General features: G+C 30.3%; 29 protein-coding genes. 16 read left to right on the top strand and 13 right to left on the bottom strand.

Features of this window, described 5'->3' with window-relative positions; translation table 11 throughout:
• Nucleotides 1-174: 174 nt before the first annotated feature.
• The 11 genes from AC0L4B_RS13535 to AC0L4B_RS13485 all read right to left on the bottom strand — a co-directional run bounded on the left by AC0L4B_RS13535 (nt 175) and on the right by AC0L4B_RS13485 (nt 11,924).
• Nucleotides 175-1,095 carry a competence protein CoiA family protein gene (locus AC0L4B_RS13535; RefSeq protein ID WP_473437385.1) on the bottom strand — a complete coding sequence of 307 codons (921 nt, stop codon included), beginning with the start codon at nt 1,093-1,095 and terminating at the stop codon, nt 175-177.
• A gap of 159 nt (nt 1,096-1,254) precedes the next feature.
• The gene (locus tag AC0L4B_RS13530; RefSeq protein WP_473437384.1) at nt 1,255-2,514 is read right to left on the bottom strand and encodes a DUF6161 domain-containing protein; all 1,260 of its coding nucleotides are present in this window, start codon (nt 2,512-2,514) and stop codon (nt 1,255-1,257) included.
• Between the two features lie 218 nt (nt 2,515-2,732).
• Nucleotides 2,733-3,257: a hypothetical protein gene (locus tag AC0L4B_RS13525; protein ID WP_473437383.1), complete on the bottom strand. Its 525-nt coding sequence runs from the start codon at nt 3,255-3,257 to the stop codon at nt 2,733-2,735.
• A gap of 575 nt (nt 3,258-3,832) precedes the next feature.
• Entirely contained in the window at nt 3,833-4,519 is a 687-nt protein-coding gene (locus AC0L4B_RS13520; protein WP_473437382.1) for a hypothetical protein, read from the bottom strand.
• Nucleotides 4,520-4,674: 155 nt separating this feature from the next.
• The gene (locus AC0L4B_RS13515) at nt 4,675-6,513 is read right to left on the bottom strand and encodes a hypothetical protein (RefSeq protein WP_473437381.1); all 1,839 of its coding nucleotides are present in this window, start codon (nt 6,511-6,513) and stop codon (nt 4,675-4,677) included.
• A 132-nt stretch (nt 6,514-6,645) separates the two neighbouring features.
• Nucleotides 6,646-7,083: a hypothetical protein gene (locus tag AC0L4B_RS13510; protein WP_473437380.1), complete on the bottom strand. Its 438-nt coding sequence runs from the start codon at nt 7,081-7,083 to the stop codon at nt 6,646-6,648.
• Nucleotides 7,084-7,375: 292 nt separating this feature from the next.
• Nucleotides 7,376-7,633 (bottom strand): DUF6952 family protein, encoded by a 258-nt coding sequence (locus AC0L4B_RS13505; protein ID WP_028606173.1) that lies wholly within the window; start codon nt 7,631-7,633, stop codon nt 7,376-7,378.
• An 88-nt stretch (nt 7,634-7,721) separates the two neighbouring features.
• Nucleotides 7,722-8,030 carry a thioredoxin family protein gene (locus AC0L4B_RS13500; RefSeq protein WP_473437379.1) on the bottom strand — a complete coding sequence of 103 codons (309 nt, stop codon included), beginning with the start codon at nt 8,028-8,030 and terminating at the stop codon, nt 7,722-7,724.
• Nucleotides 8,031-8,036: 6 nt separating this feature from the next.
• Nucleotides 8,037-8,681, bottom strand: coding sequence for a peroxiredoxin (locus tag AC0L4B_RS13495; protein ID WP_028290820.1), 645 nt, complete (start codon nt 8,679-8,681; stop codon nt 8,037-8,039).
• Between the two features lie 145 nt (nt 8,682-8,826).
• A complete protein-coding gene (locus AC0L4B_RS13490; protein ID WP_473437378.1) occupies nt 8,827-10,494 on the bottom strand; it encodes a Na+/H+ antiporter NhaC family protein in 1,668 nt (555 codons plus the stop codon).
• Between the two features lie 230 nt (nt 10,495-10,724).
• Nucleotides 10,725-11,924, bottom strand: coding sequence for an aminotransferase class I/II-fold pyridoxal phosphate-dependent enzyme (locus AC0L4B_RS13485; RefSeq protein WP_473437377.1), 1,200 nt, complete (start codon nt 11,922-11,924; stop codon nt 10,725-10,727).
• 162 nt (nt 11,925-12,086) lie between these two features.
• Between AC0L4B_RS13485 and AC0L4B_RS13480 the strand changes: the two genes are divergently transcribed.
• The 14 genes from AC0L4B_RS13480 to AC0L4B_RS13415 all read left to right on the top strand — a co-directional run bounded on the left by AC0L4B_RS13480 (nt 12,087) and on the right by AC0L4B_RS13415 (nt 20,971).
• On the top strand, nt 12,087-12,545 hold the full coding sequence (locus AC0L4B_RS13480) for an Lrp/AsnC family transcriptional regulator (protein ID WP_473437376.1): 459 nt from the start codon (nt 12,087-12,089) through the stop codon (nt 12,543-12,545).
• Between the two features lie 65 nt (nt 12,546-12,610).
• The gene (locus tag AC0L4B_RS13475; protein ID WP_473437375.1) at nt 12,611-13,057 is read left to right on the top strand and encodes a porin family protein; all 447 of its coding nucleotides are present in this window, start codon (nt 12,611-12,613) and stop codon (nt 13,055-13,057) included.
• 209 nt (nt 13,058-13,266) lie between these two features.
• Entirely contained in the window at nt 13,267-14,667 is a 1,401-nt protein-coding gene (lpdA, locus tag AC0L4B_RS13470) for a dihydrolipoyl dehydrogenase (protein ID WP_473437374.1), read from the top strand.
• Between the two features lie 133 nt (nt 14,668-14,800).
• Nucleotides 14,801-15,499 carry a type VI secretion system tube protein TssD gene (gene tssD, locus AC0L4B_RS13465; protein WP_473437373.1) on the top strand — a complete coding sequence of 233 codons (699 nt, stop codon included), beginning with the start codon at nt 14,801-14,803 and terminating at the stop codon, nt 15,497-15,499.
• A gap of 2 nt (nt 15,500-15,501) precedes the next feature.
• The gene (locus AC0L4B_RS13460) at nt 15,502-16,368 is read left to right on the top strand and encodes a hypothetical protein (protein WP_473437372.1); all 867 of its coding nucleotides are present in this window, start codon (nt 15,502-15,504) and stop codon (nt 16,366-16,368) included.
• 1 nt (nt 16,369) lies between these two features.
• On the top strand, nt 16,370-17,146 hold the full coding sequence (locus AC0L4B_RS13455) for a hypothetical protein (RefSeq protein ID WP_473437371.1): 777 nt from the start codon (nt 16,370-16,372) through the stop codon (nt 17,144-17,146).
• An 82-nt stretch (nt 17,147-17,228) separates the two neighbouring features.
• Entirely contained in the window at nt 17,229-17,735 is a 507-nt protein-coding gene (locus AC0L4B_RS13450) for a hypothetical protein (RefSeq protein ID WP_473437370.1), read from the top strand.
• Nucleotides 17,736-17,987: 252 nt separating this feature from the next.
• Nucleotides 17,988-18,599, top strand: coding sequence for a toxin-antitoxin system YwqK family antitoxin (locus AC0L4B_RS13445; RefSeq protein WP_473437369.1), 612 nt, complete (start codon nt 17,988-17,990; stop codon nt 18,597-18,599).
• 90 nt (nt 18,600-18,689) lie between these two features.
• Nucleotides 18,690-18,857, top strand: coding sequence for a hypothetical protein (locus tag AC0L4B_RS13440; RefSeq protein ID WP_473437368.1), 168 nt, complete (start codon nt 18,690-18,692; stop codon nt 18,855-18,857).
• 51 nt (nt 18,858-18,908) lie between these two features.
• Nucleotides 18,909-19,100, top strand: a complete 192-nt coding sequence (locus AC0L4B_RS13435; RefSeq protein WP_473437367.1) for a hypothetical protein — start codon at nt 18,909-18,911, stop codon at nt 19,098-19,100.
• 5 nt (nt 19,101-19,105) lie between these two features.
• Nucleotides 19,106-19,357, top strand: a complete 252-nt coding sequence (locus tag AC0L4B_RS13430) for a hypothetical protein (protein WP_473437366.1) — start codon at nt 19,106-19,108, stop codon at nt 19,355-19,357.
• Nucleotides 19,342-19,716 carry a toxin-antitoxin system YwqK family antitoxin gene (locus tag AC0L4B_RS13425; RefSeq protein WP_473437365.1) on the top strand — a complete coding sequence of 125 codons (375 nt, stop codon included), beginning with the start codon at nt 19,342-19,344 and terminating at the stop codon, nt 19,714-19,716. The genes AC0L4B_RS13430 and AC0L4B_RS13425 overlap by 16 nt, the downstream gene beginning before the upstream one ends.
• A 200-nt stretch (nt 19,717-19,916) precedes the next feature.
• Nucleotides 19,917-20,252, top strand: coding sequence for a hypothetical protein (locus AC0L4B_RS13420; RefSeq protein ID WP_473437364.1), 336 nt, complete (start codon nt 19,917-19,919; stop codon nt 20,250-20,252).
• Between the two features lie 371 nt (nt 20,253-20,623).
• A complete protein-coding gene (locus AC0L4B_RS13415; protein ID WP_473437363.1) occupies nt 20,624-20,971 on the top strand; it encodes a hypothetical protein in 348 nt (115 codons plus the stop codon).
• 54 nt (nt 20,972-21,025) lie between these two features.
• Here AC0L4B_RS13415 and AC0L4B_RS13410 read toward each other — a convergent pair whose 3' ends face one another.
• Nucleotides 21,026-22,378 carry a DEAD/DEAH box helicase gene (locus AC0L4B_RS13410; protein WP_473437362.1) on the bottom strand — a complete coding sequence of 451 codons (1,353 nt, stop codon included), beginning with the start codon at nt 22,376-22,378 and terminating at the stop codon, nt 21,026-21,028.
• Between the two features lie 42 nt (nt 22,379-22,420).
• Nucleotides 22,421-23,311, bottom strand: a complete 891-nt coding sequence (locus AC0L4B_RS13405) for an aldose 1-epimerase family protein (RefSeq protein ID WP_473437361.1) — start codon at nt 23,309-23,311, stop codon at nt 22,421-22,423.
• Between the two features lie 79 nt (nt 23,312-23,390).
• On the opposite strand from AC0L4B_RS13405, the gene AC0L4B_RS13400 reads away from it, so the two are divergent.
• Together AC0L4B_RS13400 and AC0L4B_RS13395 are read left to right on the top strand one after the other, a co-directional pair.
• The gene (locus tag AC0L4B_RS13400) at nt 23,391-24,698 is read left to right on the top strand and encodes an anthranilate synthase component I family protein (RefSeq protein WP_473437360.1); all 1,308 of its coding nucleotides are present in this window, start codon (nt 23,391-23,393) and stop codon (nt 24,696-24,698) included.
• Between the two features lie 91 nt (nt 24,699-24,789).
• On the top strand, nt 24,790-25,143 hold the full coding sequence (locus tag AC0L4B_RS13395) for a four helix bundle protein (protein ID WP_473437359.1): 354 nt from the start codon (nt 24,790-24,792) through the stop codon (nt 25,141-25,143).
• Nucleotides 25,144-25,146: the final 3 nt, after the last annotated feature.

The raw sequence follows: 25,146 nt of genomic DNA, 5'->3' as shown, positions 1-25,146 counted from the left end.
TTATAACGTATAAAGTCCTTAATTACGAAGTTAGTTATATTTATTACTATATCTGTACGTTGTGATGTGGTTAAACATTTTGATGTGTCTATTAAAAAGACTTTTCAATAATAAAATTAGGACTAAGTTATAATGATAATTATAGAAGTGCTTTAGTTAAACATTAGTTGGTTTTTATCTGTTTTTTTCTTTATAATGTCTTACAAATTTTTCTTTACTATATTTTTTAACGATTATTCCGTTTGATGATTTTATGTTTTCGATATTTCTGTATAAATAATCGTCACCTAAATCAAAGAATATAGGTTGTTCAGCTTCATACCATCTTTTATGTTTGTTTTTCCAAATCATTAGTAGATGAACATCTGTTTTATCTAATTCACTAATTACTTTTAAGTTTGTTAAGTTTTCATCTGAATAAGAATAGCCTTTTATATTTGGATTCTCATTTTTTTCAGCAATTAAGGCTTTCAGTACTCTTTTTGCTGATGAAGATTTATTATTATATTTAAAGTAAGCAGGAAAATATTTGTTTTTTATTCTAGAGTAATATTCAATTGTTTTATTAAACTTATTTTCTGATTTGGTTATTTCTAATTGAAGTTTCTTGTCTTTAACTTTTTTAATTAATTGACAATCTTTACTAATTATTCTGTCAGTAAATTTATCAAATGCTTTAAATATATTTGAATTGAAACTTATATTTTTTTTATGATGCGTTAAATCTATAATCCATATTAGTTTCTCATAGAATGACTCACGTGCTTTAATTTCATTAATTTCAATTGGTGAGTGTTGAAACTCAATTGTTAAATTAATGTTTTTTAAATGAATATCAGCTATATGTTTTTCTCCATTTTCAGGATTAAACATTATATATTCTTGATTCTCTTTTTTGAATTTGTTCTTCCATTCTCTATGCCATTGGGTTTCGCTTTCATGCCATTTATCACATTCGCTTAACTTAATATGTTTCCAATGATGTATTATTATTTTACCACAATAAGATCTTACTTTTTCACCACAACAAATACATTCAGCAACTAAATTTGGTTTAGCTTCAATTCTTTTATTATTTAGAAGAGCGTATTTCATTAGATTGAGTTAGTAAATTACTTGTAAAGGTTTGTTTTATTAGTAGTTGATTGATTTAGCGGTTAGATTTACAAATATACATGAAACTGAAAATCCGGGAGGGTTTTCGTAAGTAGGGGAGAACTAGTGATAAATTTTATAAGGTGTTGTCTGCGGGCTTTATTTATTTATAAATTTCCCTATAATATCATTCGGCATAGTTGGTGTTGAATCATCTTTTAAAAGTCCAGTTTCTGCTCGACTAAATAATGCTTGCATAATCAGTTGTTTTTCCTCCTTGTCTACTTTTGAATCTTTTAACAGAGATAAGTAGAAATATGTTAAAGTATGCCTTTCTTCACAATCACGAGCTAAATGAAATGAACTAAACATAACTTTCGTAACAGCTTTTATTGAAAATGCCATAAATGAAATAAAAGTTATATAAATTATTGACCACCTAACTGCTGTACTTTTATCTCCATTAAAAAACGATTTATAGATGTGTTCTGGTGTTATCCAAAGTAACTTTCCTAAAGAGAAAGCAACAATTAGTACTAGTCCAACTAAAACAGCTAAAGCAATCCAACCTTGTTTTTTTAGTTTTTCGGCTCTTCTTGACCAATATAATGCAGGTTCTTCTAGCTTTAATTTTTCTTGATAAGTTTCCTCAAGCTCTTTTAAACGGTCATCAGATTTTTTGCTAAATTTTTCATAAGAACCTTTTGTGTTAATGAACCAGTCAGAGTATGTTTTTTCTTTTTCTTCTTTAAACTTGTCTAAAGATATTCCAAACTCCTCGTATTTTTCTGTGCTATTTTTTAGATGCTCTACAAGATCACTATCTAACTTGGGAAGACTATTTTGAAAATCATTTCTTAATTTAGAAAGAGAAGATTTTTCTTTATTTGTTCTCTCTGTTATTAAAGTTGAGTCTTTTAATGTAAACTCATACGCTAACAAATAACCATTAAAATTATCTTTTACAGATATATTTTGATTGAGATCTCCAGTTATATAAGTATGTGCACCAATAAATGATTTAGTATGATTTTTATATACTTCAATTAAAAATTCAGTTTCTGGGCAATCATAAGTGAAATTTGTTATTGTTTGTCTTTGAATTTGATTTTGTTGGCTTCTAAAATAACTTTTTAAATGCGCCTCATTTTCTTGACTTCCGTATGTATTTATAAAGTTAATTAGTAGGCTTTCTATAATTTTAAAATGCTTTTTTGATGCAAGTAATTCATTTGGTAAGTTTTCAGATAACTTTTCCCAACCTTTGATTTGTTGACTTAAAAATTTATGAATATGCCCGAAGCCTTTAAATTTAAAACTTAAATTAAGATGAGTATATCTCAAGTTAATTTCAACTGAATTGAACCATTTAGTGTTTTTTGTTTCGGATAATTTTTTTCTAAATTCAGTTTGCGTCATTGTTTTCTGCTTGCAGGTAACCTTGAGTGTATGGTTAATATGGGAATAGAAAGTTCCAAGACTTTCAGTTTAGCACTTAGCCAAAACTTTTTATTTTGTTTTATCTTTTTTGTTCTAAAGCCAAATCAAACGATTTGGAGGACTTAGTAAAAATACACAAAACTTTGGATTAAGAACAAAAGCCCGTATTAATTATACACATTGTTAGGCACTGGCGTTTATTTATTTTCTAGACTTTCTAGTCTTTTTTGTAATTCAAGTAGTTTTAAATTCAAGACCTTTAAAGTTTCATTTTCTTCTTCAAGCTTTTTGTTTTTTGATTCAATTGTGTTTAGTCGTTTCTCTTGTTGAATAGTATAAAGTGTTAATTCTTCTATTTTTTGCAATAATTTAGAATCCATTTCTCCAAGTAGAACCCCGTTTTTTTCTACTTCCTCAGCACTTGGAATGTCTTTTAAGTGACCTTTTTCTTTAATATAATTTTCAACCTCTATAAGTGTTGGTAAATTATATTCCTTTTCGAAAACAAAATCAGACCAACCTATTAAATCTACCTTAACTTCTTTTGTGTGTATTTTTCCATTTACTGATAATTTTGAATCAGGAGTTGTTGTTCCGATTCCAACATTTCCGTTTTTTAAATTCATTAAATTCACATTTACTCCTCCATTTCCATATATATTAAATGCCCCAGAAAACCCCGTTTCTTTTATAGAAAAGCTACTATCGGCATTTGAAATCAATCTCCAACTTGAATTAATTTCTAAATTAGAAATTCTTAGCCCTCCATTAACTTCTAGTTTTTCGTTTGGTGTAGTTGTTCCAATTCCAATATTACCAGTTGAAGTAATTCTAAATCTTTCAATTCCATTGGTAAAGTTATATGCTCCCGATTTATAAACTAAATCACCACTTCCTGCATCAAAACCTAAAATACCTCGTTCAGCGACACTGTTTTCGGCCCAATAAATATAACTTCCATACCCAGCATCTGGTCTTAAATGGATTATTTGAGTGTTAGGACTACTTAATCGTAAAAAGTCTTTAATATATAATTTTCCATTAATAGTTTCATCTTGAGCTCTAATCCCAAAGGTTATACCAACTAATGCGATTAATAATTTTTTTCATAATATTTTTTATATTGTAATTATTTATGTTCAGTTTTTCGCTTGTGCCTAACGTGTTTGTATATGGAAAGTTGCGGGTCTGTATGCGAGGATTTTCCGAAGGAAAATCAGATGCAGCAAACACACAATTGCCTTTGATTAAGCACTAAACCGCAATTATTTTTTACCCGGTGTTGTGCATAGTACTTTTATATTTTTAAAAATTCAAATAATTCTACATTCCACTCATCTTTCATAAACATTTCATCAAGTAGTAATAATCGTAAATTCTTTTTTGATAAATTATATTCAGGTTTCCAGAACGAATTATAATCTGTTTTCCCTATTGTTTTTGTTTCCTGAAGATGAATTTTATTTCTTAATTTCCTTAAATGATTTAAATCTTTGAAAAACTGATTTTCTTGTTTTAATACCTTTTTTGTTTCTATTTTTTTTATCATTTGGTCAAAGGTCATTGATTCAAATTCAGAATCTGATTCTGCATTTTTTTCAAAAAGTTTAGTTTCACTTTTTAATGATTTTTGGTCAATTTTAAACTCTGATTTTCCAATAGTCTTAAACTCCTTCCAAATTACTTTTTTTCTTAAGTTTTCATTACAACATATTAAGTAAAAAATAGCCTCAATTATGGAAGTGCTGATAACGATAAAACTTTTGATTGTTTGGATTTCTATAACAGAGGGAAGGTTTAATTCATTTAAAGTTTTTCTTAAATACTGAACGTATTGAATGTTATAGCTTATGTTGGCGATAATAAATTTTGAATCAGGACATAACTTTTCATCAATCTCGTATTTTGTCAAATGATTCTTTATTTTATGTATCGGAATAGGATACCATCTTTCTTCAGATCCATTTCCAATTAATTCACTCATAGTTTTTTTGTATTATGCACAACGGTCTCGGCTATGAGTAGTTGCGTGGGTTAGCACTTAACTTTGCAAGTACACATCAAGCTGAAAATCCGCGAGGATTTTCAGAAGTAGGCGAGAACAAGCAATTACTTATAGCCATTGTTAGCAAAAGTTATTTAATTCAAATTTCCTGAAAAATTGGTGACATTCGGTCCAGATAATATTTCAAAAGTATCACCAGAGTTATTTGTTATCCTTACTTCAATATTTTTAAGATTACTTATATAAACATTTGTTGAAAATGTTATTGTATTATAACCATTTGAATTAGATGTATGAAACTGTGAATTTAAAGGAATAAAATTACCATTTTCTTCATATCCAAAATCTATTTTAATTGTTTTTCCAACTGCTAAATCATCTATGCCTAAAGTTAAGTTGAAAGTATAATACCCTACAGAAGTAGTATAATAACTTTCAGAAGTAAGGTCAAATGAATCCGCACTGTCTTGTATAATATTTGACCAATCTATTTTTATTCTATTAGAGCCTGATGGTATCATTAAATTTGATGCTGATGTATAGCGATTGTCAACAATGAAGAAAGGTGAATTATTATTATCAACAATGGTTATACCATTATGAATAACTAAATTATTTCCTTGCGAAAATCCAGGTTTTATTTCGTAAAAATTAGAATCATTAATTTCATTTGGAAAGTCAGTATATAAATTGTTATCCCTGACAATAGAAAAGTTAATACGATTATTTAATTCTATAGCACTTTCAAAGTTGGACAATAATATGTCATTAAGAGGTATGCCGTTATTATCAATTCTAGTCGTCGTACCATATCTAAAAAAGTTATTATTTACATTAATACCTGAAACGTAATTATCAAAATTGTAAAAACCTCCAATATTACAAGCACTTTTTATATAGTGGCTATTAACAAACCTATTTAATGTAACTTCAGCATTAATTGATGATTTTAGCCAGATGTGATGATTATTGTTTCCATCAAATTCTACTTCTTTTACATTAAATCCATTTGGATTTGCTTGTACTCTATCTATTACAATTCCAGCTGTGTTAGAGTTACCATTAAAACCACATCCAGTTATTAGACCTCCTTCAACAGAAGATGAATGTCCTGCTGTATATATTCCTCCGTTTTCACATCTATAAATTTTAAGGTTTTTAGAACTGAAATTGAAGCCTAATCCATTTTCTCCATTCACAGCATAACCATCACAGTAATCTATAGAAACATTCTCAATTCTGGTCGATGTAGACGCATAAGAATCAGGGTTATCAAACTCACTAATTATGAAGTTGTTGAACTGTTGATTTAAATAGACTGATAATGAGCTTACTAAAGGTGCGTAAATACCATTTTCTGAAAATTGGTTATTTTCAAATCCTATTATACTAAAATTGTTATAACTAAAAGCTCTACAACCAAACATAAGTACACCTCCTTTAGGTGATTCATTATTTGTATTACAAATTCCTGTATTTTCGGAAGGTAAACTAGGACTATAAATAGAGAAATCTGTAAAAAAACCGTTTGTTTGGAATTTATATGGTATTAATTCGTTAGAAGAGTTCTTAACTCCAATCAATTTGAAAGCATAATCATTACTTCTATTAATAAAAATAGTACTATTAATTCCATCACCTTGTATTTTTAGTCCTGTTGGATTCAAAATATTCGAGTTATTTGTGTTTGCTACGATATTAATTTCTGGGGTAAAGACAATAGGGCAGTCTAAATGATAAATACCAGCATCAATAACTAAAATGGCATCATTTGATTCATTAATAGCCTGTTGTAAAGCTTGAGAGTCATCAATACCATCATTTGGTGTAATAGAATATTCCTCATTAACAAAAACATATTTTGCTTGAGAAGAGTTGTCTTCTGCTAAATTTGTTTCTGTAAAATCGTCTTCCTGAACGCAACTAAAAAAAGCGGCAATTGTAAATAGTACTAATAATTTTCTTGTTTTCATCTTGGTTTTAATTTTTGCTAACGGTCTAGTATAACCGTCAGTTACGGGTTAATATGCGTTAATTTTCGGTTTAGCACTAGCCTTAGCAATTCCGAGTGGATTCGGACGTAGTCGAATCCGCCGTAATTGCGGTTATACATTGTTGTGTGCCGTTTTTTCTTCTTTTTTTGGTTTAAGTTTGAGTTCAAATTCACTAGCGATTATTTCAATCACATTGTCATAAGTATGAAAAATATAATGTTCGTGAGAGTCTTTTACTTTTATATCTCCATCGTATGCGTTTTTAAATTTAGAAATTCTTCTAGAGTCAATTACTTTCTCAAAACTTGAAACATAATTTTTGTCATTATAAAAGTCAAGTTCAGTTATCTTAAATTCAAGAATTCCTTTAAAGCTTATTTCGTAAGGAATGTATTTCCCATTTTCATCATTCACATTTTCACAGAGCGAACCATTAAAATCTCCAGTCAATTTTACAGAGTGAGTTCCCTCAAATTCAATTCCGTCAAGAAAGATTGCATCTCTTCCCCAAACTTTTCCTAATTCGGCAATTATTATTGGTTCGTTCATAGTTTTCTCTAATGGCACACAACTAGTATAGTTGTTTTTGGGGTTGTATTTCCCGTTATGACAACTTTTAGTAACTTATATCAAATAAGTTTTATTTTATTATAGCTGTATTATTAGTAAGCTAAACTACAATTACTAAATAATAATTACAATACGTATAACTACGTATTTTTATTTGTAGTAAAGGTATTACAAGGTTAGGGGATAGGCCTTACGGTTTTACGTAACAGCATAAAAAAAACCACCTTGCAAGATTGCAAAGTGGCTTTTAAATTTTTCTTTTTCTTTAGTCTTATTTATCAATAGATCCTAAAACACGTTTCATAAAGTTATTTACCGCTTCTTTTTTAGGAGTACCGTCTTTAATCATTTTATTAACTTCAATTGCACCATACATATTAGAGATTAGCTCTCCGATAACGTCTAGCTCTTCATCTTTTAAGGATGGTACTTCGGTTAATGCTTCTAGCGTTTCAATGGTTTCGATAACGTAATCTTCGTCGTTATCTTCTATAAATTGCGCTAGGTGTTTTATTACTGGTAATTTCATTGATAAGTATTTTTTAATTTCTGTGTCAACAGTTGTTCTGGATACCATTTTTAGTATCTCAAAATCACTAGAACTGACGTTTTTTGTATTAGGCTACTTCGTTTACTAAGTCTTTTAATACGTCAAATTTGTTAGTCTGTGTTTGATTTACAAATTTTCCGTCTTTAAATGTGGCAAACGTCGGTAAATTATCTACCGTAGCTAATTGTCTTGATTCCGGAAATTTTTCCGCATCAGCGATAACAAACGTAATGTTTTCTAGCTCACCAGCTAATTTCTTAACCTTTGGTTTCATGATACGACAGTTACCACACCAAGTTGCAGAATATTGTACTACAACGGTGTTGTTGTTTGCAATAATTTCTGATAAATTGTCTTGACTTAATTCTTGAACCATAATAGCTTAGTTTACGTGATTTGCTAAATACTCAGCAGTACCAGTTCTGTTAGCGCTCATTGCGTCTTTACCTTCTTCCCAGTTTGCAGGACAAACTTCTCCTTTTTCTTGTACGTGCGTTAAGGCATCAATGATACGTAAAAACTCGTTTACGTTTCTTCCGATTGGCATGTTGTTAACTCCTTCGTGTTGCACAACACCATCTTCGTCGATTACGTAAGTGGCTCTGTAAGTTACGTTGTCACCTTCAACGGTTACGACACCTGTTTCTTCGTTATAAGTTTCGTTAGTGATATCTAAAATACCTAAAGTAGAGGCTAGGTTACGGTTAGAGTCTGCTAAAATTGGGTAAGTTACTCCTTCAATTCCACCATTATCTTTAGGTGTATTTAACCAAGCAAAGTGTACTTCTGGAGTATCACAAGAGGCACCAATTACTATAGTATTTCTTTTTGCAAACTCTTCTTTTGCAGCTTCAAAAGCGTGTAATTCTGTTGGGCAAACAAAAGTAAAATCTTTTGGGTACCAGAATAATACTACTTTTTTCTTGTTGTTTTTTGCTTCTTCAAGAACGTTAAGTTTAAAGGTGTCACCCATTTCGTTCATTGCGTCTACTGTTAAGTCTGGAAATTGTTTTCCTACTATAGCCATAGTGTTAAAAATTTTTAGTTATTAGATTAATTTTTGAGTGGCAAAGATATGGTTGAATGTTAAAAAAACAAGCCCAATAAAATTTTAAAATCTTATTGGGCTATAAATTTTTGTTATAGTTTGTTTGTCTAAAAATAGTTTGGAGCTATTTACTTATTAGCTGTCTTATTTTAATTGAAAACGCAGCAAATAGCAATGTAGTAATAGGGCTTAACCAGTTAAAGACAGCGTATACAAAATAATCTGCAACACTAACACCTAATACACCGGATTGGTAAGCACCACAGGTGTTCCAGGGGATTAGTACTGAGGTTACTGTACCAGAGTCTTCTAAGGTACGACTCAAGTTTTCTGGCGCAAGCCCTCTGTCTTTATAGGCTTTTTTAAACATTTTACCAGGTATTACAATTGCTAAATATTGGTCTGATGCTATAGCATTTAATCCTAAGCAGCTTATTACTGTGCTTGTGAATAAACCAAAGACGCTAGTGGCAATTTTAAGTAACTCTTTAGTGATTCTAGATAAGGCACCAATTGCGTCCATGATACCACCAAAGACCATGGCACAGCAAATTAAAAAGATGGTCCATAGCATTCCGTTCATCCCTCCAGCTCCAAATAATTTTTTTAATCGTTTAATGGTGATTAGTTTGTCTAAATTTTCGGCTTTTTTATCTATTACTGATTGCTCTGAGTATGATGTTGCAAAAAACTGTTTTAATGATGTTAACGTGTATACACCATTTAGGTCATTATCTGTAAATAAATTTTCTAGTTTGTCTGTGTCTTTATTTATTTTTTGGATGTCTTTTTCTGTAAAGTGTTCTAAGTATTTTTCGTTAGAAATTTCGACATTAGTATCAACCAATACAGCATTAATGATTGTATTAGTAGATGAGTCTGTTATTGATGTTAATAATTTAGGTTGAAACACAAATGCAAAAACAATTGCCAATGCTACACCAGATACTAATGCTATTAAAGGTTTTGTTTTTAATAAAATTAGACCTACAACTGCGACTGGTACTAAAAATAACCAAGGTGTGATATTAAAATATTGGTCTATGGTTTGCAGTATAAATGTTGTGTCAGAGCTACCTGTAGAGTCAATAGAAAAGCTAATGATTGTAAATACAATTAACGTTACTACTAGAGTAGGTACTGTAGTATATGCCATGTATTTAATATGCGTAAACAAATCTGTACCAGCCATAGCAGGAGCTAGGTTTGTGGTGTCGCTTAATGGTGACATTTTATCTCCAAAATAAGCGCCAGAGATAACTGCTCCAGCAATCATACCTGGTGCAATACCCAATGCGCTACCAATACCAATTAACGCAATACCAACGGTTGCAGATGTGGTCCAGCTACTACCAGTTGCAATGGATATTATTGCAGCAATTATAACCGAAGCCGGTAAAAATATAGCAGGATTTAAGACTTGCAACCCGTAATATACCATTGCAGGAATAATACCACTAACTAACCAAGTACCAGCAAGTGCACCCACTAAAAACAGTATCATAATAGGTACAAAAACGCTTTTAAGGTTTTCCCAGATTTCTTTTAACATTAAAGTTACAGAGACTTTATTAAATAGCCCAACACCAGCAGCGACAAGTCCACCAATTAATAAAATGATATGATTGGTATATGTCCCAAACCATTCCTGACCCTCTACAAAAAAGATATTGTAAGCTAATAGAGACATTAGGATTACCACCGGAATTAAGGCTTCTAATAAGCTTAACTCTTTATTGTCAATAATCTTTTGGTCATTAATGTCGATTTTGGAAATATTGTCGTCTTGCATTTAGTTAGTTTTTAGGAAGTGTAATGTTACGATTTTACAAGATGTTTTGCAAATTGAATTATGTTCTGACAATTAGTATGTTAGGTGTTTTAGACGATGCTTTGTCTGTTTTTGCTTAACTTTTATTTAATTATTAGTTACAAATTAGATCACCCGAAATACTGTTTGAATAGTATTTAAAATAATAAAAGGTTTAGCGTTAACTAAACCTTTTATACACTGATGTGGTCTTAAATTATGCTTAAGTCCTTCATGCAGGTGTGCATTATTTGGTAAGTACGCTGTATGTCTGCATCTAAACCAATAGAAAACCTAATTAATCCATTACTTAATCCCATTGCTTCTTGTTCGTCCTCAGGAATCTCTGAAGATGTTGAGCTACCAGGAGCAGAAAATAACGTTTTATAAAAGCCTAAACTTACCGCTAAATAGCCAAGGTTTTTTTCTTGCATTAGCTCCATTAACGCATTCGCTTTATCTAAAGATCCAGCGTCAATAGTTAGCATACCACCAAAACCGTATTTGTCATTCATCATAGCTTTAAATAGACTATGCGAAGGATGAGAGGGTAAACCAGGATAGACGGTTTTAAGTCCTAAAGCTTCAAATTTTTGAGCTAGATATAAAGCATTAGCACTGTGTTGCTGCATTCTGATGTGTAGCGTGCGTAAGTTTTTTAAAACAGAAGCAGCTCTTAAACTATCCATAGTGCTGCCTAAAAGCATGCAAGCGCCATCGTTAACATTTCTTAGGCTGTCAATACACTCTTGTGTACCACAAACGACTCCGCCAACCGTATCTGAGGAGCCATTAATAAACTTAGTTAAACTATGTATTACGATATCAGCACCTAATAGCGCAGGTGAAATAGATAAAGGCGAAAACGTATTGTCTACAACCAGTTTTAAATTATACTTTTTGGCAAGTTTAGCTAAACCTTTAATATCCGCAACCTCTAGTAAAGGGTTGCTAACGGACTCGCAATACAACACTTTAGTGTTATTTGTTATTGCAGCTTCAACAGTATCTAATTTTGTAATGTCAACAAAACTGGTGTTGACACCAAATCTAGGTGTAAAGTTTTTTAAAAACGCATAGGTACCACCATAAATGGTTCGGCTGGATACAATGTGGTCTCCTTGACCACATAATTGCATGATTACAGGTGTGATTGCTCCCATACCAGACGCAGTGACGTTAGCGGTTTCAGTCCCTTCCATAGCAGCTAAAGCTTCGCCTAGATATAAATTTGAAGGTGTAGAATGTCTAGAGTAGAGGTAGCATCCATCTGCATTGCCTTCAAACGTATCAAACATTGTTTTTGCTGATAAAAACGTATAGGTAGAGGAGTCGGAAATAGAAGGATTAACACCTCCAAATTCGCCAAAATACTGTAAATCTTGTATGTTGTTTGCTGGTTTAAATGACATAATAATAGTTTTAGTGTTGATTACACCAAATATCAGTATTATTAGATTATTAATCAATGTAATTAATAATATTAGGAATATAAAACTAACATATGTTGATTTATTAGAAATTTAATTTATTATATTTGAAATTGATTAACTAAAACTGAAAATTTTTCCTTTATGACCTTTGATGCTATTGACCAAAAACTACTACAATTATTACAAACCGATAGTAAACAGACTAATAAAGAGCTGTCTAATGCATTAAACTTATCTGTTACTGCTGTTTTTGAGCGTATTAAGAAATTAGAAAACAATGGTGTTATTAATAAGTATGTTGCGTTAGTTAAAAAAGAAAAAGTAGATAAAAGTTTTGTTGCTTTTTGTCATATTAAACTCTCACAACACATTCAAGAATACGTAGTACAATTTGAAAAAGAGGTGACTAATTTAACAGAAGTTTTAGAGTGCCATCATATTAGTGGAGATTATGATTACCTGCTTAAGGTTGTGGTTAAAGACATGGAAGCTTTTAGAGAATTTATGGTAGAAAAGCTAACTAATATCAATCATATTGGTAGTACACACAGTATGTTTGTTATTAGCGAAGTTAAAAGTACTACCGCAATACCTATTTAATTTTTACTGTGTCGTTTAAGCTATAAACTTTATTTTTAACAGTAGTAATCTATTTAAATCAAAATATGAAACACCATTTAATTTATTTGTTATTAGTAATATCAGCCCTAAGTTTTGCACAAAAAAACAATAAGCCCTCTTATTTTGGAATAAAAGTAGGAGGTAATATCGCTACTATTTCTGGTGATTTTTCAGACGAGTATTCATCACGTTTTAGCTTTCATATAGGTATGACAGGAGCGTTGGAGATTAATAAAACATTACAATTAGTGCCAGAAGTATTGTTTAGTTCTGTAGGTGCTGAAGATGTTGTCTTAAATTATATAACCTTACCCATTGGCTTGAGGTATTATCCAGACAAAAATTTTTATTTAGAAGCAGGACCACAAGTCGGTTTTTCTGTAGGCGCAGTAAAAGAGGTTGGGTCAACACAATTTGGAAATGACATAACCAATGTTAATCAAACCGATTTTGGAGCTAACATAGGAGTTAGGAGTGAAAACAGATTCTAGAGTGTTGTTTGGACTACGGTATTATTTTGGACTATCCAATTTAATCCAAGATCAAACGTATAACAATTATAATAGGGTTTTTCAGTTTTCAATAGCATATTTATTCAAAAATTAGCTTTAAGTCTTTAGTGAATAATCACACAAAATTGTACTTTTGTTTATAGAAAGTAACATTTAATAATTTCCGCGAAAGCGAAAAAACAAAATATATGAGTCAATACGACGTAGCAATTATAGGTTCTGGTCCAGGTGGATACGTAGCAGCAATACGTTGCGCGCAATTAGGAATGAAGACAGCGATTATCGAAAAATATTCGACATTAGGTGGTACCTGTCTTAATGTTGGATGTATCCCAAGTAAGGCATTATTAGCCTCTTCACACCATTATGAAGAAGCGACTAAGCACTTTGAGGATCATGGAATTGAAATTCCTGGAGACATTAAAGTTAATCTTGAAAAAATGATTGGTCGTAAGCAAGCAGTTGTAGATCAAACTACTGGTGGAATTGACTTTTTAATGAAAAAAAACAATATTGATGTTTTTACAGGTGTAGGAAGTTTTAAAGATGCTACACATATTAGAATTGAAGGCGAAGAAACGACTACTATTGAAGCTAAAAATACAATAATTGCAACGGGTAGTAAGCCTTCTACCTTACCTTTTATAACATTAGATAAAGAGCGTATTATCACCTCTACAGAAGCTTTAAAACTAAAAGAAATCCCTAAGCACATGATTGTGATTGGAGGAGGTGTTATTGGTTTAGAACTTGGTCAAGTTTATAGACGTTTAGGCGCAGAAGTTACTGTTATTGAGTACATGGACAGAATTTTACCTACAATGGATAAAGCGTTGTCTAAAGAGTTAAATAAGGTATTTAAGAAAGCTAAATTTAACATGATGCTATCTCATAAAGTTCAATCTGTTGAACGTCATGGAGATGAAGTGATTGTTAAAGCAGAAAACAAAAAAGGAGAGGTTGTTGAGTTTAAAGGAGACTACTGTTTAGTGTCTGTAGGACGTAAACCTTATACAGATGGTTTAAATGCTGATGCAGCAGGTGTAAAATTAACAGATCGAGGTCAAATTGAAGTTAATGAGCATTTACAAACCAATGTTAGTAATATTTATGCTATTGGAGATGTTGTAAAAGGTGCGATGTTAGCACATAAAGCTGAAGAAGAAGGTGTATTTGTTGCCGAAACTTTAGCAGGACAAAAGCCACATATTGACTATAACTTAATACCAGGTGTTGTTTACACTTGGCCAGAAGTTGCAGCAGTAGGTAAAACTGAAGAAGAATTAAAAGATGCTGGAGCAGATTATAAAGTTGGTCAATTTCCTTTTAGAGCGTTAGGACGTGCTAGAGCAGGAGGAGATATTGATGGGTTTGTTAAAATATTGGCAGATAAAACTACAGACGAAGTATTAGGCGTACATATGATTGGTGCACGTTGTGCAGATCTTATTGCAGAAGCAGTAACAGCTATGGAGTTTAGAGCCTCTGCCGAAGATATTTCGCGTATGTCGCATGCACATCCAACGTTTGCAGAAGCTGTTAAAGAAGCCGCATTAGCAGCTACAGATGACAGAGCATTACACGTGTAATTACAGTATAATATAACATTTCAACATCGTTGAAATGCAATATAAAAAAGCAAACCGAATGGTTTGCTTTTTTTATATGAAAATTCTTGTTAAATCGATTTAATAAATTAATTTAGTCCTATTAATCAATATTATGAGTATTACAGCAAAACTATATGTTGAAGATAAAGTTTTTAATATTTTAAATTTTAACTTCTCTTTTAATCAGCAATCTAGTATGTCTGGACTTCCCTCTGCAAAACCAACAGGTGGACAGTTTGATATCGTACTAGAAGCCACCAAGGATCCCATTTTTTATGAGTGGATGACCTCCAACAGTTTAATGGGTAGGGTCAAAATAGAAATTTCTCAATCTTTTACTTTTGGTAAAACAAGACAAATAGAGCTTATAGACGTCTATTGTTTGTTGCATCAAGATACATTTAATGGTGTTAATAACCAACCTATGCAAACGTTAATAAAATTATCTCCAGCAATACTGTTGCAAAATGGAGAGAAAATGTTTGAATGGTATTGGAAGGTTACGGATTTGGATGCGGAAGTTGAGGAGACGGTTTTGGATACTACAGAACCAAAATTGCTAAACTATTACATTGAAGATTTAGAAAATAATAGAATCAACGACGCTTCTATTAAAGAAAATCAAGAGATTTATCTAGTTATAAATTCTGAAAATACCCAAGGAGAAGTCGTTGATATAGATTTAGAAAATCATGCCATAGATTTTGAATACAATGGTCAATGGATGAAAGATGATATAATAAATGATGTCGTATTAAATGACACTTTTACTAAAGTTAAACTAAAAGCTGTAAAGCAAAAAGAAAACTAGTTATGGGAATTATTACTTTAAAAAACTATCCTAACGAGACACTTAGCTTTGAACTGCCAAAGGTTGAGAGTGATACTATAGAGATAAATATTCATATGGTTAGGGTTTATAATGATGGTGAGACTGCTATCAGTGTTTTAAATTTAAAAACTGAAATTGGAAGTTATTACTATGCTACAGTTTCAGATCCTAGGACATCACCTGCTAAAGAAGGCCAATATTTTGGTTATTTAATTAGAAGGCATGACAATAAAGATGAAATAGACAAGTCTAATCCGGATGGACAAAAGACAAAAAAACGAATTGAAAACATATTTAATAAACTGAAAAAGTTTGATGAAAGGTTACCTGAAGAATTTCAAAGTGGAAAGCAAAATTATAATTATGGTGGGCATAATGGATTAAGGATATTTCAACAAAACTTGCCTTATAAAGAATTTGAACATTGGACAAGATTAAATGGTGGTAATAGATTTTTTCATGTAGCTAATTTGTCTGGTCAAGTTATTGGTTGTGAAGGTTTGGGGTTTTATGCAGATATTTATGTAGAAGAAGAGAATGAGGATGATAAAAGTTTTGAATATGCAGTTTGGAAATCTAGAGAGGCAACTGCAGATTTTTTAAATAATATAATTGCAGTATATGAAGAAAATATAGACAGAACAGAGCAATCAGCTGTACATATAAATATTGAGATTGAGGATAATATTCAATCTACAATAAAAAAAGGTGATAAGCTTGATCCAAGAGATTTATATAATAAACTGTATCCACCTCGTGAAAAAGCGAAACGTATTGAGACACCAAAATCTAAAGGATTAAAACAAGCAGAAATAGAAACTGAAAACATTGATTTTAATAAACAATAATATGAAAGTACTTATAGCTTTTTTGATACTAGTCTATTCAATAAGTGGCTTTGGCCAAAGAATTTGTGATTATGGAGATTATAATTTGATTTTAAACAAAATAAAAGGAGTAGATACATCAAAATTTTCAGAAGTTAAAGTTCTAAATAATGATAAACTTTTATTTGCTTACAAGTATGATTCATTAGCACGTTTAACAGAAGCTAATTATTATGTAGATAGAATAGAAACTACATGTTATGGTATAAATGATTCTTATTATGTTTATCCTGAAATGGAGCAGCCTGATAAGATAAAGGTTACTGATGACTACAGTACACACGATGCCATTTTAACCTATTATGATAATGGAAACTTAAAACAAATCAATTATAATGATTTTCTGTTTGTCGATTATGAATACAATCTTAAAAACCAAATCAAAACGATAAAGAAAGACCGTAAAGTGTATAGCTATTTATGGAATGAAGATAATAAAATTGAAAAAATTACAATTGATTTTTTAAGTAATGGTAGAAAACAGGAGTATAAGTTTTTATATAAAAATAATAGAATAGAAGAAATTTTCCATACCCAATTAAGTAGAGGGTATCTTCAAATTAATAGTCAATATTCATTTTCATATAATAATGAACGTCTTTGTGAGATTATGTATAAAAACAAACGTTCAAACGACATAAAGTATTATCATTATAACTATGATGAAAAAGATAAATTAATTATTAATATTAAAGATGCTAACAAAAAATATATAAGTCATTATGAATGTTATTATTAATGCTTGTTTATTTGTAACGATTGTATAGAGTTTTTCGGGTTTAAATGTCTAATGTTTAATCAGAGGAGGGTCCAATAACTAAATGTTTAAAAAAATAATAATTTATATAGTCATAATAGTAGGGTTTTCTTGCGTAGAGAATAAGCATAATACAATAGTTGATTCTTCTGAGTCTAAATTTAAATCTTATACAGAAATTGAAAACCTTTATTTTGGAGTATCTCTTAACTATCCTGATTTTTATTCAACCTTATTATTTAAGTCGGATTTGAATAAAACAATATTATTTTCTTGTAACGAGAAAGGTAATCCTAATTTTTCATGCGAAAATATATCAACATTTGAAATACCAACTTCAGAAAAAATAAAATCGCTTTTTCAAATTCCTTTTCAGATTAGAAATGCAGAAACAAAAGAATCATTGCTTCAGCTTAATGATCATTCCTATTATGTACTTAAATTTAAAGATAAAGCTAATGAGGATAAAGACGTTTATATATCATCAGATTTCTCTAATTTAAACCAAGAAACAAAATTGTATATGCTTAAAATATCTCAAGTTATTAATAAATTAGAAACAAGGTTTTAAAGACTACTCTTTTAGTTATTTTAAAGAAAAAATAATAATAATTATAAGTGTTTTATATGATTCAACTTAAAAAAAGAAACTACATTATTGATTGTCAGAGATGTTCAAATGTAGACTATAGATACTCTTGTGTTTTTGAAGAAGGAAAAACTGAAAATATAATGGACTATAGTGAGGTTTCATTATCTTTTGTAAACCCCAATGGGATGCAATGCAAGATGATATCGTTAAATTTTATAATATTAAATAAGCATGAAAATCCCAATTACTTTAATAGCATTAATATTTTGTGTTTATTCCTTTGGCCAACAACCAAATGCCTTACCAGAAACTCCAATTACACCGATTAGTTCATTGCAATTGAAAATTGAAATAATTGATGGGTTAAAACATTATTCACGTTCTGAAAAAAACAGAAAATTATTTAATATGGGCTATTTAATAATAGAAAAAAATGATAATGACACTACTAAACTGCGTTTTGGAGATATTAGAAAGAATGCAGGTTTATTTTTTAAGGGGAAATCAACAGGTATTACAACTCAAGGCGCTTTCAACAATGGTTATAAGAATGGGTTTTGGAAAATGTCATTGGATAGGGAGTTGGTGCAAACTATGAATTATAAAAATGGTTTAGTAATAGGTCGATATAGAGTGTATAATGTAAGTGGAGACTTAATTTATAAAACAACTTTTGGTAGTGTAGGGAATGGTAAATACAAAGATTTTTATTACAAAACTGGAATATTGAAAGAAGAGGGTAATTATCAAAATGGTAAAAAAGAAGGTGAGTGGTTTAAATATAATGAACAAGGAGAGTTAATAGACACCACAAACTATATTAAAGGTGTGCCAGAAGAATAATTTTATTATTACTTATTACCAACTTCAGAAAAAATAAAATCGCTTTTTCAAATTCCTTTTCAGATTAGAAATGCAGAAACAAAAGAATCATTGCTTCAGCTTAATGATCATTCCTATTATGTACTTAAATTTAAAGATAAAGCTAATGAGGATAAAGATGTTTATATATCTTCAGATTTCTCTAATTTAAACCAAGAAGCAAAATTGTATATGCTTAAAATATCTCAAGTTATTAATAAATTAGAAACAAGGTTTTAAAGGTTACTCTTTTAGTTATTTTAAAGAAAAAATAATTATAAGTACTTTTATATGATTCAACTTAAAAAAAGAAACTACATTATTGATTGTCAGAGATGTTCAAATGTAGACTATAGATACTCTTGTGTTTTTGAAGAAGGAAATACTGAAAATATAATGGACTATAGTGAGGTTTCATTATCTTTTTGGAAACACCAATGGATAGCCATGCAAGATGATATTGTTAAATTTTATAATATTTAATAAATATGAAAATACCATTTACTTTAATACTGTTAGTATTTTGTATTTATTCCTTTGGGCAAAAATCGGAGGAAAAACTAAAAAAAATAATCATTCCAATCAGCTCATTGGAACTGAAAACGGAAACTATAAATGGGACAACTTATTACAGTCGTATTAAAAAAAACAGTAAACTATATAATAGGGGCTATTTAATAATAGAAAAGATTGATAGTGAAGCTGCTAAATTAGACCCAAGAAGTTGGAGAAAAAATTAGGTTTGTTTTTTGTAGGAGAATCAACAGGTATTACAACTCAAGGCGCTTTTAACAATGGTTATAAAAATGGATTTTGGAAAAGGCTATTAGATAAGAAGTTGGTGCAAACTATGAATTATAAAAATGGTTTAGTTATAGGTAGATACAGAGTGTATAATGTAAGTGGAGACTTAATTTATAAAACAACTTTTGGTAGTGTAGGTAATGGCAAATACAAAGATTTTTATTACAAAACAGGGATATTGAAAGAAGAGGGTAATTATCAAAATGGTAAAAAAGAAGGTGAGTGGTTTAAATATAATGAACAAGGAGAGTTAATAGACACCACAAACTATATTAAAGGTGTGCCAGAAGAATAATTTTATTATCATTAACAGCTTTGTTACAAATTGTTATCATGTAATATGTGATTAAGTGAGTATGAATTATGGTTGATTCTTCAATTGGTATGGATGGTTTAAGTTTCTGTAAAAATTACAGATGTCTAATTAAAGAGTATAAAGTCAATGATTCTTTAGTGACTTTAAGTTATATTAAGCTCAACTAAAATAGAACTGAAATGAGGATTGTAATTTTCTTAATGTTTTTAATAATAAATGGATGTAAATCTAGTCCTACGATTTACAAAGGATATGTTTATCATGAAAACAAGCCACTAGTTAATGTAAGAGTAATAAAAGATTATCCTAACGATAGAAAAGATTCGACTTTAACAGATTCAACTGGTTATTTTGAATTACCTAAAGCTCCCAATTCTTTAGTTGCTTTAATTTTTTTAAAGCAAGACTTTAGAGTTGATACAATTCCTTCTGTTTGGACACAACATGGAGAAAAAGTTAACTATAATTTTTTGAATAAAGTCTTTGATACTGTAAGATTGAAAAAAGCACAGTAAAGTAACTATTATCATATAAGTGATTTGGTCGTTGATTCATGCATTACAGCGTTTATTTATTTTATTAAATTGTATTTTATCGATAAAAATTACATTTAATCGTTTTTATTTATATATTTGTAATCTCAAATTATAAATATATCCTATTATGAAAACGACCTATTTTTCACTTTTGTTTTGCTTTTTTTAGTTTCTGGTTTTTCTCAAAATCAAAAAAAGCGATTGTAGAAAATTTTATTGAAAACTTTAATAAAAAAGATTCTACAGCAGTTTTTGAAGCTTTACATAAAAACTTTTCTGAATATTGGCAGAAACTGGTCGTTAATGAAGACAAAAAAGATTACTCTAAATTTTTCTCTTGGGCAAAGGAAATGCAAGAAAATGAAGCGATTGACATTGTTAGTGTTAAAGGAAACAAAGTCGTTGTAAACTCGACATACTACTCTGATTTGGACAGGCTACTTGGTAAATTACCATATAAGTGTAAAAGGACTTTTGTGATATCTAATGGTAAAATAATTAAGATAATTAATGATAAACATAAGAGTTATGATTACTATCAAAACAAACGTAAAAGTTCTTATATCTCTTTTAAAAATTGGTTAAGATCTACTCACGGACTTAAACGTCAGGATTTTAGTCTTAATTTAGAAGATGCCAAAAAAATGAAAAGTATTTTATTAGAGTACATCTCAGAAGTTGATGTTGCTAAATTGTAAGTAACACCATATTAAAACTATAAAAAAAGCGAACCAAATGGTTCGCTTTTTTTATTACTTCTTGTTACGTTTATTATAATTTTTATCTCCTCTGGTTTTAGGTTTTTTATATTTAGCAGCGATCTTAAATTTATAGCTTCCTCCCAAATTTTCTTTAGAGTTTTTAGCAGATTTTTCATGAAAAGCAGCTCCAGGCGCATCTTCATCTTTTCTTCGTTTTGTTGGATTGTTACGTTCTTTAATAACCGTACGTTCTTCTTCAATCAATTCAGTAGAAATGGTAACGCTATCCGGAATCTTCAATTCAGGAATTTCCATTTGCATTAACTCTTCAATCTTTTTAAGACTGTCTTGTTCTTTTTCAGTACTAAAAACAACAGCTTGTCCTTCACGTTCTGCACGACCAGTTCTACCTATTCTGTGCATATAGTTTTCAGGAAAATTAGGTGTGTCAAAATTAAATACGTGCGTTACGTTATCTATATCTAAACCACGAGCCATAACGTCTGTAGCGACTAAAATACGATTGACACCTTCTCTAAATTGCTCAATACTACGTAGTCTGTAGTTTTGTGTTTTATTAGAGTGGATGACACATAGTTCTTCTTTAAAAAACTCGTCTAAAGCTTCAAATAATCTGTCAGCCATTCTTTTATTAGACACAAAAACTAAAACTTTATTATAGGTTTCAGCATCTTGTAATATATGGACTAGTAAATTAAGTTTAGTGTAATAATTAGGAACCCTGTATTTGGTTTGTGCAATATTTTCTAGAGGTGTTCCAGAAATAGCAATAGATACTTTTTGTGGCGCAGTAAAAAAGTCAGTAATTAAATCGTCAACATCCTCAGTCATTGTTGCAGAAAACATGATGTTTTGTCTGCGTTCTGGAAGAATATCAAAAATATTAATTAATTGGTGTCTAAACCCTAAATCTAGCATGACATCTACTTCGTCAATAACCAAACGCTCTAAAGATTTAAGTTGTAGTACACGACTAACCGCTAAATCATATAATCGACCAGGCGTTGCAACAATAATGTCTTGACCTTGAGCAACAGCTTGTTTTTGTGTGTTTATATTTGTACCTCCATACACACCAAGGACACGTGTATTAATGTATTTGGCTAATTTTTCTATTTCATCAACCACTTGCACAACCAGCTCTCTAGTTGGTACTAATATTAAAACACGAGGATTGTCTTGTTTAGAAAATTTAAGGTTTTTTAGTATTGGTAACATGTAAGCAAAGGTTTTACCTGTACCAGTTTGTGCTATACCAACCATGTCTTTTCCGCTAGCAACAACATTAAATGCTTCTGCTTGAATTGGCGTAGGTTGTGTAAACCCTAAATCGTCAATAGCGTTATATAAAGGTGTATTTAAATTTAAATCTCTAAAGTTCAAAACGTATTATTTTAGCCTACAAAATTACTACTTATATTTTGTTTACCCTAAATGCTGCTCATGTATTTGTATACTGTAGGTTGCATTAAAGGTTTCATTTATAGGTAATTTAATAATGCCTTCTTTTGTTTTTAAATCTTGTGTAGTGTTTTCAGCATCTGCAATACCTAACCAAGGTTCTATACAAACATAAGGTGCATTTGGTTTTGCCCAAATCCCTAAATAGTTAAAGTCTTTAAAACTAACGTTTAATATTTCGCCATGAGTTTTACTAACCAAAGCGACTTGTCTTGATTTTAAATCTTTAAAAATAATCGCATCTTCATTAAATAGATCTGGTCTTAAGTTAATGGTGTTTTTAGTATCAAAAACCGGTTTGGTTTGGCTGGTAACCAGTCCATTGGTCTTATTAAGTAAATAAGTTTCAGCAGTTTCTTGTTTACTAAATACTAAGCTATAATCTGTGTAGTTTTCGTTATTATAAATAGGGCATTTAAAAGCAGGATGACCACCAATACTAAAGTAAATGGGTTTATCGTCAAGATTTTTTACTGTATGTGTAATATCTAAGGTATTATGGTTTAAAGTATATGTTATTGAAAACTCAAATTTAAACGGAAACAGTTTTAATAAACCCTCATTATGTTTTAAGCTAAAGGTTAAGCTATTTTTAGTTTCATTGCTTAGTGCAATCGTTTTGTTATGTCTAACAAAACCATGTTTTGGCATGTTGTAAGTTTGACCTTCAAACATGTATTGATCATCCTTTAAACTACCTATTACAGGAAATAAGTTTGGTGCAAAGCTTCCCCAAATATCAGGATCTGCATGCCACATAAACTGCTTGTTGTTTTTGACTGACGCAATTTCACATAGTTCTGCGCCTTTCGGTTTAACCGAAATTTTTAATACCTCATTACTTAATTGAAACATCTATTTTATATTTAATCTCATGACTAAAATACTCGTTTTTTTTAACATTTCTGTTTAACTTTACCCAACATTTTTTTCAGTGAGAACAATTACAAAACATAAACTAACTAATCCTGAGGTATTCAAGCAAAATTTATTGGCTTGGAGCCAGCAATTTGACGATGTTGTTTGGTTAGATTCTAATAACTACCAACAACAATATTCAAGTTATGACGCAGTATTGGCTGTGGATGCTTTTACAGGAATCCAAACCGATTATCATAACGCTTTTGAGCAATTTAAAGAGTATCAGTCGCTTACTAACGATTGGGTTTTTGGTTATTTATCTTACGATTTAAAAAATGATGTGGAGCAATTAAAATCTTCAAATTATGACGATTTAGCGTTTCCTGAATTATATTTTTTTCAGCCTAAAAAAATCTTTTTAATTAAAGGTGAACGTCTTGAAGTACAGTATTTAAAAATGGTTGATGATGAAGTAGAAATAGATTTAAATGAAATACGTCATTACAAGGATGAATTACATAGTAATCTACACAATGAAAACAACCCAATAAAAATCCAGCTTAGAATACATAAAGACGAATACTTTAATAAAATTGAAACCATGTTAAGTCACATTAACAGAGGTGATATTTACGAAGCTAATTTTTGTCAAGAATTTTATGCTAAAGACACGACAATAAATCCGTTAGAGACATATAATAAGTTAAACACGATTTCAAAACCTCCATTTGCAGCATTTTTAAAGTTAAATGATAAGTATTTATTATCTGCATCACCAGAACGTTATATAAAAAAAGAAGGGACTAAAATTATATCTCAGCCTATAAAAGGGACAGCCAAACGCGAGGACGATTTTATGTTGGATTCTATTTTGAAAAATAATTTAGTGTCAGATGAAAAAGAACGTAGTGAAAACGTTATGATTGTAGATTTGGTGCGTAATGATTTGTCACAAACAGCCACAAAAGGTAGCGTAAAAGTAGAAGAATTATGTAAGATTTACACGTTTAATCAAGTGCATCAAATGATATCTACAGTAACGTCAGAGGTAGATCAAAAAACACACCCAATAGATGTTATAAAAAGTACATTTCCGATGGGAAGTATGACAGGAGCTCCTAAAATTTCGGCAATGAAAATTATTGAATCTTTAGAAGAAACCAAACGTGGTCTATATTCTGGTGCAGTTGGCTATATTTCGCCATCAGGCGACTTTGATTTTAATGTCGTAATACGTAGTATTTTATACAACGCAACCAATAAATATGTGTCTTATTCTGTTGGTGGTGCCATTACTGCAAAATCAGACCCTTTAAACGAATATGAAGAATGTTTGATCAAAGCTAAAGCAATGAGAACTGTTTTAGAAGGAGGTAATTAGCCCAAAAGCATTAGTATAAAGGGATAAGATATTTGCTAAATGTAAAGTTAAAGGCTGAAAAACACTTATAAAAAAAACGTAAATTTGGTAAATGAAGAGTTATAGAGATTTGATAGTTTGGCAAAAATCAGTAGACCTGGTAACTCATGTTTATCGTTTATTGAAGCTATTTCCTGAAGATGAAAAATATGGCTTGACTTCGCAAATAAAAAGAAGTGCTGTTTCTATTTCATCTAATATAGCGGAAGGTTATGGTCGTAATTATACTAAGGAATATGTTCGGTTTTTAAATATTTCTAGAGGATCATTATACGAGATGCAAACACAATTACAAATCGCAGTTAATTTAGAGTTTTTAAAAAGTAATGACTTAATTAATGTTAATGATTTGTCTTTACAAATAGAAAAAATGCTTAACTCATTAATAAAAAAGTTGGCTGTATAACTT

Source organism: Olleya sp. NP1-10, assembly GCF_055804415.1.
The sequence above is the reverse complement of the archived record's forward strand: the minus strand, read 5'-3'. Positions and strand labels throughout refer to the sequence as shown.

Coding starts and splice junctions, on each gene's coding strand:
- AC0L4B_RS13535 (WP_473437385.1), bottom strand. CDS start 1,095: ATGAAATACGCTCTTCTAAATAATAAAAGAATTGAAGCTAAACCAAAT.
- AC0L4B_RS13530 (WP_473437384.1), bottom strand. CDS start 2,514: ATGACGCAAACTGAATTTAGAAAAAAATTATCCGAAACAAAAAACACT.
- AC0L4B_RS13520 (WP_473437382.1), bottom strand. CDS start 4,519: ATGAGTGAATTAATTGGAAATGGATCTGAAGAAAGATGGTATCCTATT.
- AC0L4B_RS13515 (WP_473437381.1), bottom strand. CDS start 6,513: ATGAAAACAAGAAAATTATTAGTACTATTTACAATTGCCGCTTTTTTT.
- AC0L4B_RS13510 (WP_473437380.1), bottom strand. CDS start 7,083: ATGAACGAACCAATAATAATTGCCGAATTAGGAAAAGTTTGGGGAAGA.
- AC0L4B_RS13505 (WP_028606173.1), bottom strand. CDS start 7,633: ATGAAATTACCAGTAATAAAACACCTAGCGCAATTTATAGAAGATAAC.
- AC0L4B_RS13500 (WP_473437379.1), bottom strand. CDS start 8,030: ATGGTTCAAGAATTAAGTCAAGACAATTTATCAGAAATTATTGCAAAC.
- AC0L4B_RS13495 (WP_028290820.1), bottom strand. CDS start 8,681: ATGGCTATAGTAGGAAAACAATTTCCAGACTTAACAGTAGACGCAATG.
- AC0L4B_RS13490 (WP_473437378.1), bottom strand. CDS start 10,494: ATGCAAGACGACAATATTTCCAAAATCGACATTAATGACCAAAAGATT.
- AC0L4B_RS13485 (WP_473437377.1), bottom strand. CDS start 11,924: ATGTCATTTAAACCAGCAAACAACATACAAGATTTACAGTATTTTGGC.
- AC0L4B_RS13480 (WP_473437376.1), top strand. CDS start 12,087: ATGACCTTTGATGCTATTGACCAAAAACTACTACAATTATTACAAACC.
- AC0L4B_RS13475 (WP_473437375.1), top strand. CDS start 12,611: ATGAAACACCATTTAATTTATTTGTTATTAGTAATATCAGCCCTAAGT.
- lpdA (WP_473437374.1), top strand. CDS start 13,267: ATGAGTCAATACGACGTAGCAATTATAGGTTCTGGTCCAGGTGGATAC.
- tssD (WP_473437373.1), top strand. CDS start 14,801: ATGAGTATTACAGCAAAACTATATGTTGAAGATAAAGTTTTTAATATT.
- AC0L4B_RS13460 (WP_473437372.1), top strand. CDS start 15,502: ATGGGAATTATTACTTTAAAAAACTATCCTAACGAGACACTTAGCTTT.
- AC0L4B_RS13455 (WP_473437371.1), top strand. CDS start 16,370: ATGAAAGTACTTATAGCTTTTTTGATACTAGTCTATTCAATAAGTGGC.
- AC0L4B_RS13450 (WP_473437370.1), top strand. CDS start 17,229: ATGTTTAAAAAAATAATAATTTATATAGTCATAATAGTAGGGTTTTCT.
- AC0L4B_RS13445 (WP_473437369.1), top strand. CDS start 17,988: ATGAAAATCCCAATTACTTTAATAGCATTAATATTTTGTGTTTATTCC.
- AC0L4B_RS13435 (WP_473437367.1), top strand. CDS start 18,909: ATGATTCAACTTAAAAAAAGAAACTACATTATTGATTGTCAGAGATGT.
- AC0L4B_RS13430 (WP_473437366.1), top strand. CDS start 19,106: ATGAAAATACCATTTACTTTAATACTGTTAGTATTTTGTATTTATTCC.
- AC0L4B_RS13420 (WP_473437364.1), top strand. CDS start 19,917: ATGAGGATTGTAATTTTCTTAATGTTTTTAATAATAAATGGATGTAAA.
- AC0L4B_RS13415 (WP_473437363.1), top strand. CDS start 20,624: ATGCAAGAAAATGAAGCGATTGACATTGTTAGTGTTAAAGGAAACAAA.
- AC0L4B_RS13405 (WP_473437361.1), bottom strand. CDS start 23,311: ATGTTTCAATTAAGTAATGAGGTATTAAAAATTTCGGTTAAACCGAAA.
- AC0L4B_RS13395 (WP_473437359.1), top strand. CDS start 24,790: ATGAAGAGTTATAGAGATTTGATAGTTTGGCAAAAATCAGTAGACCTG.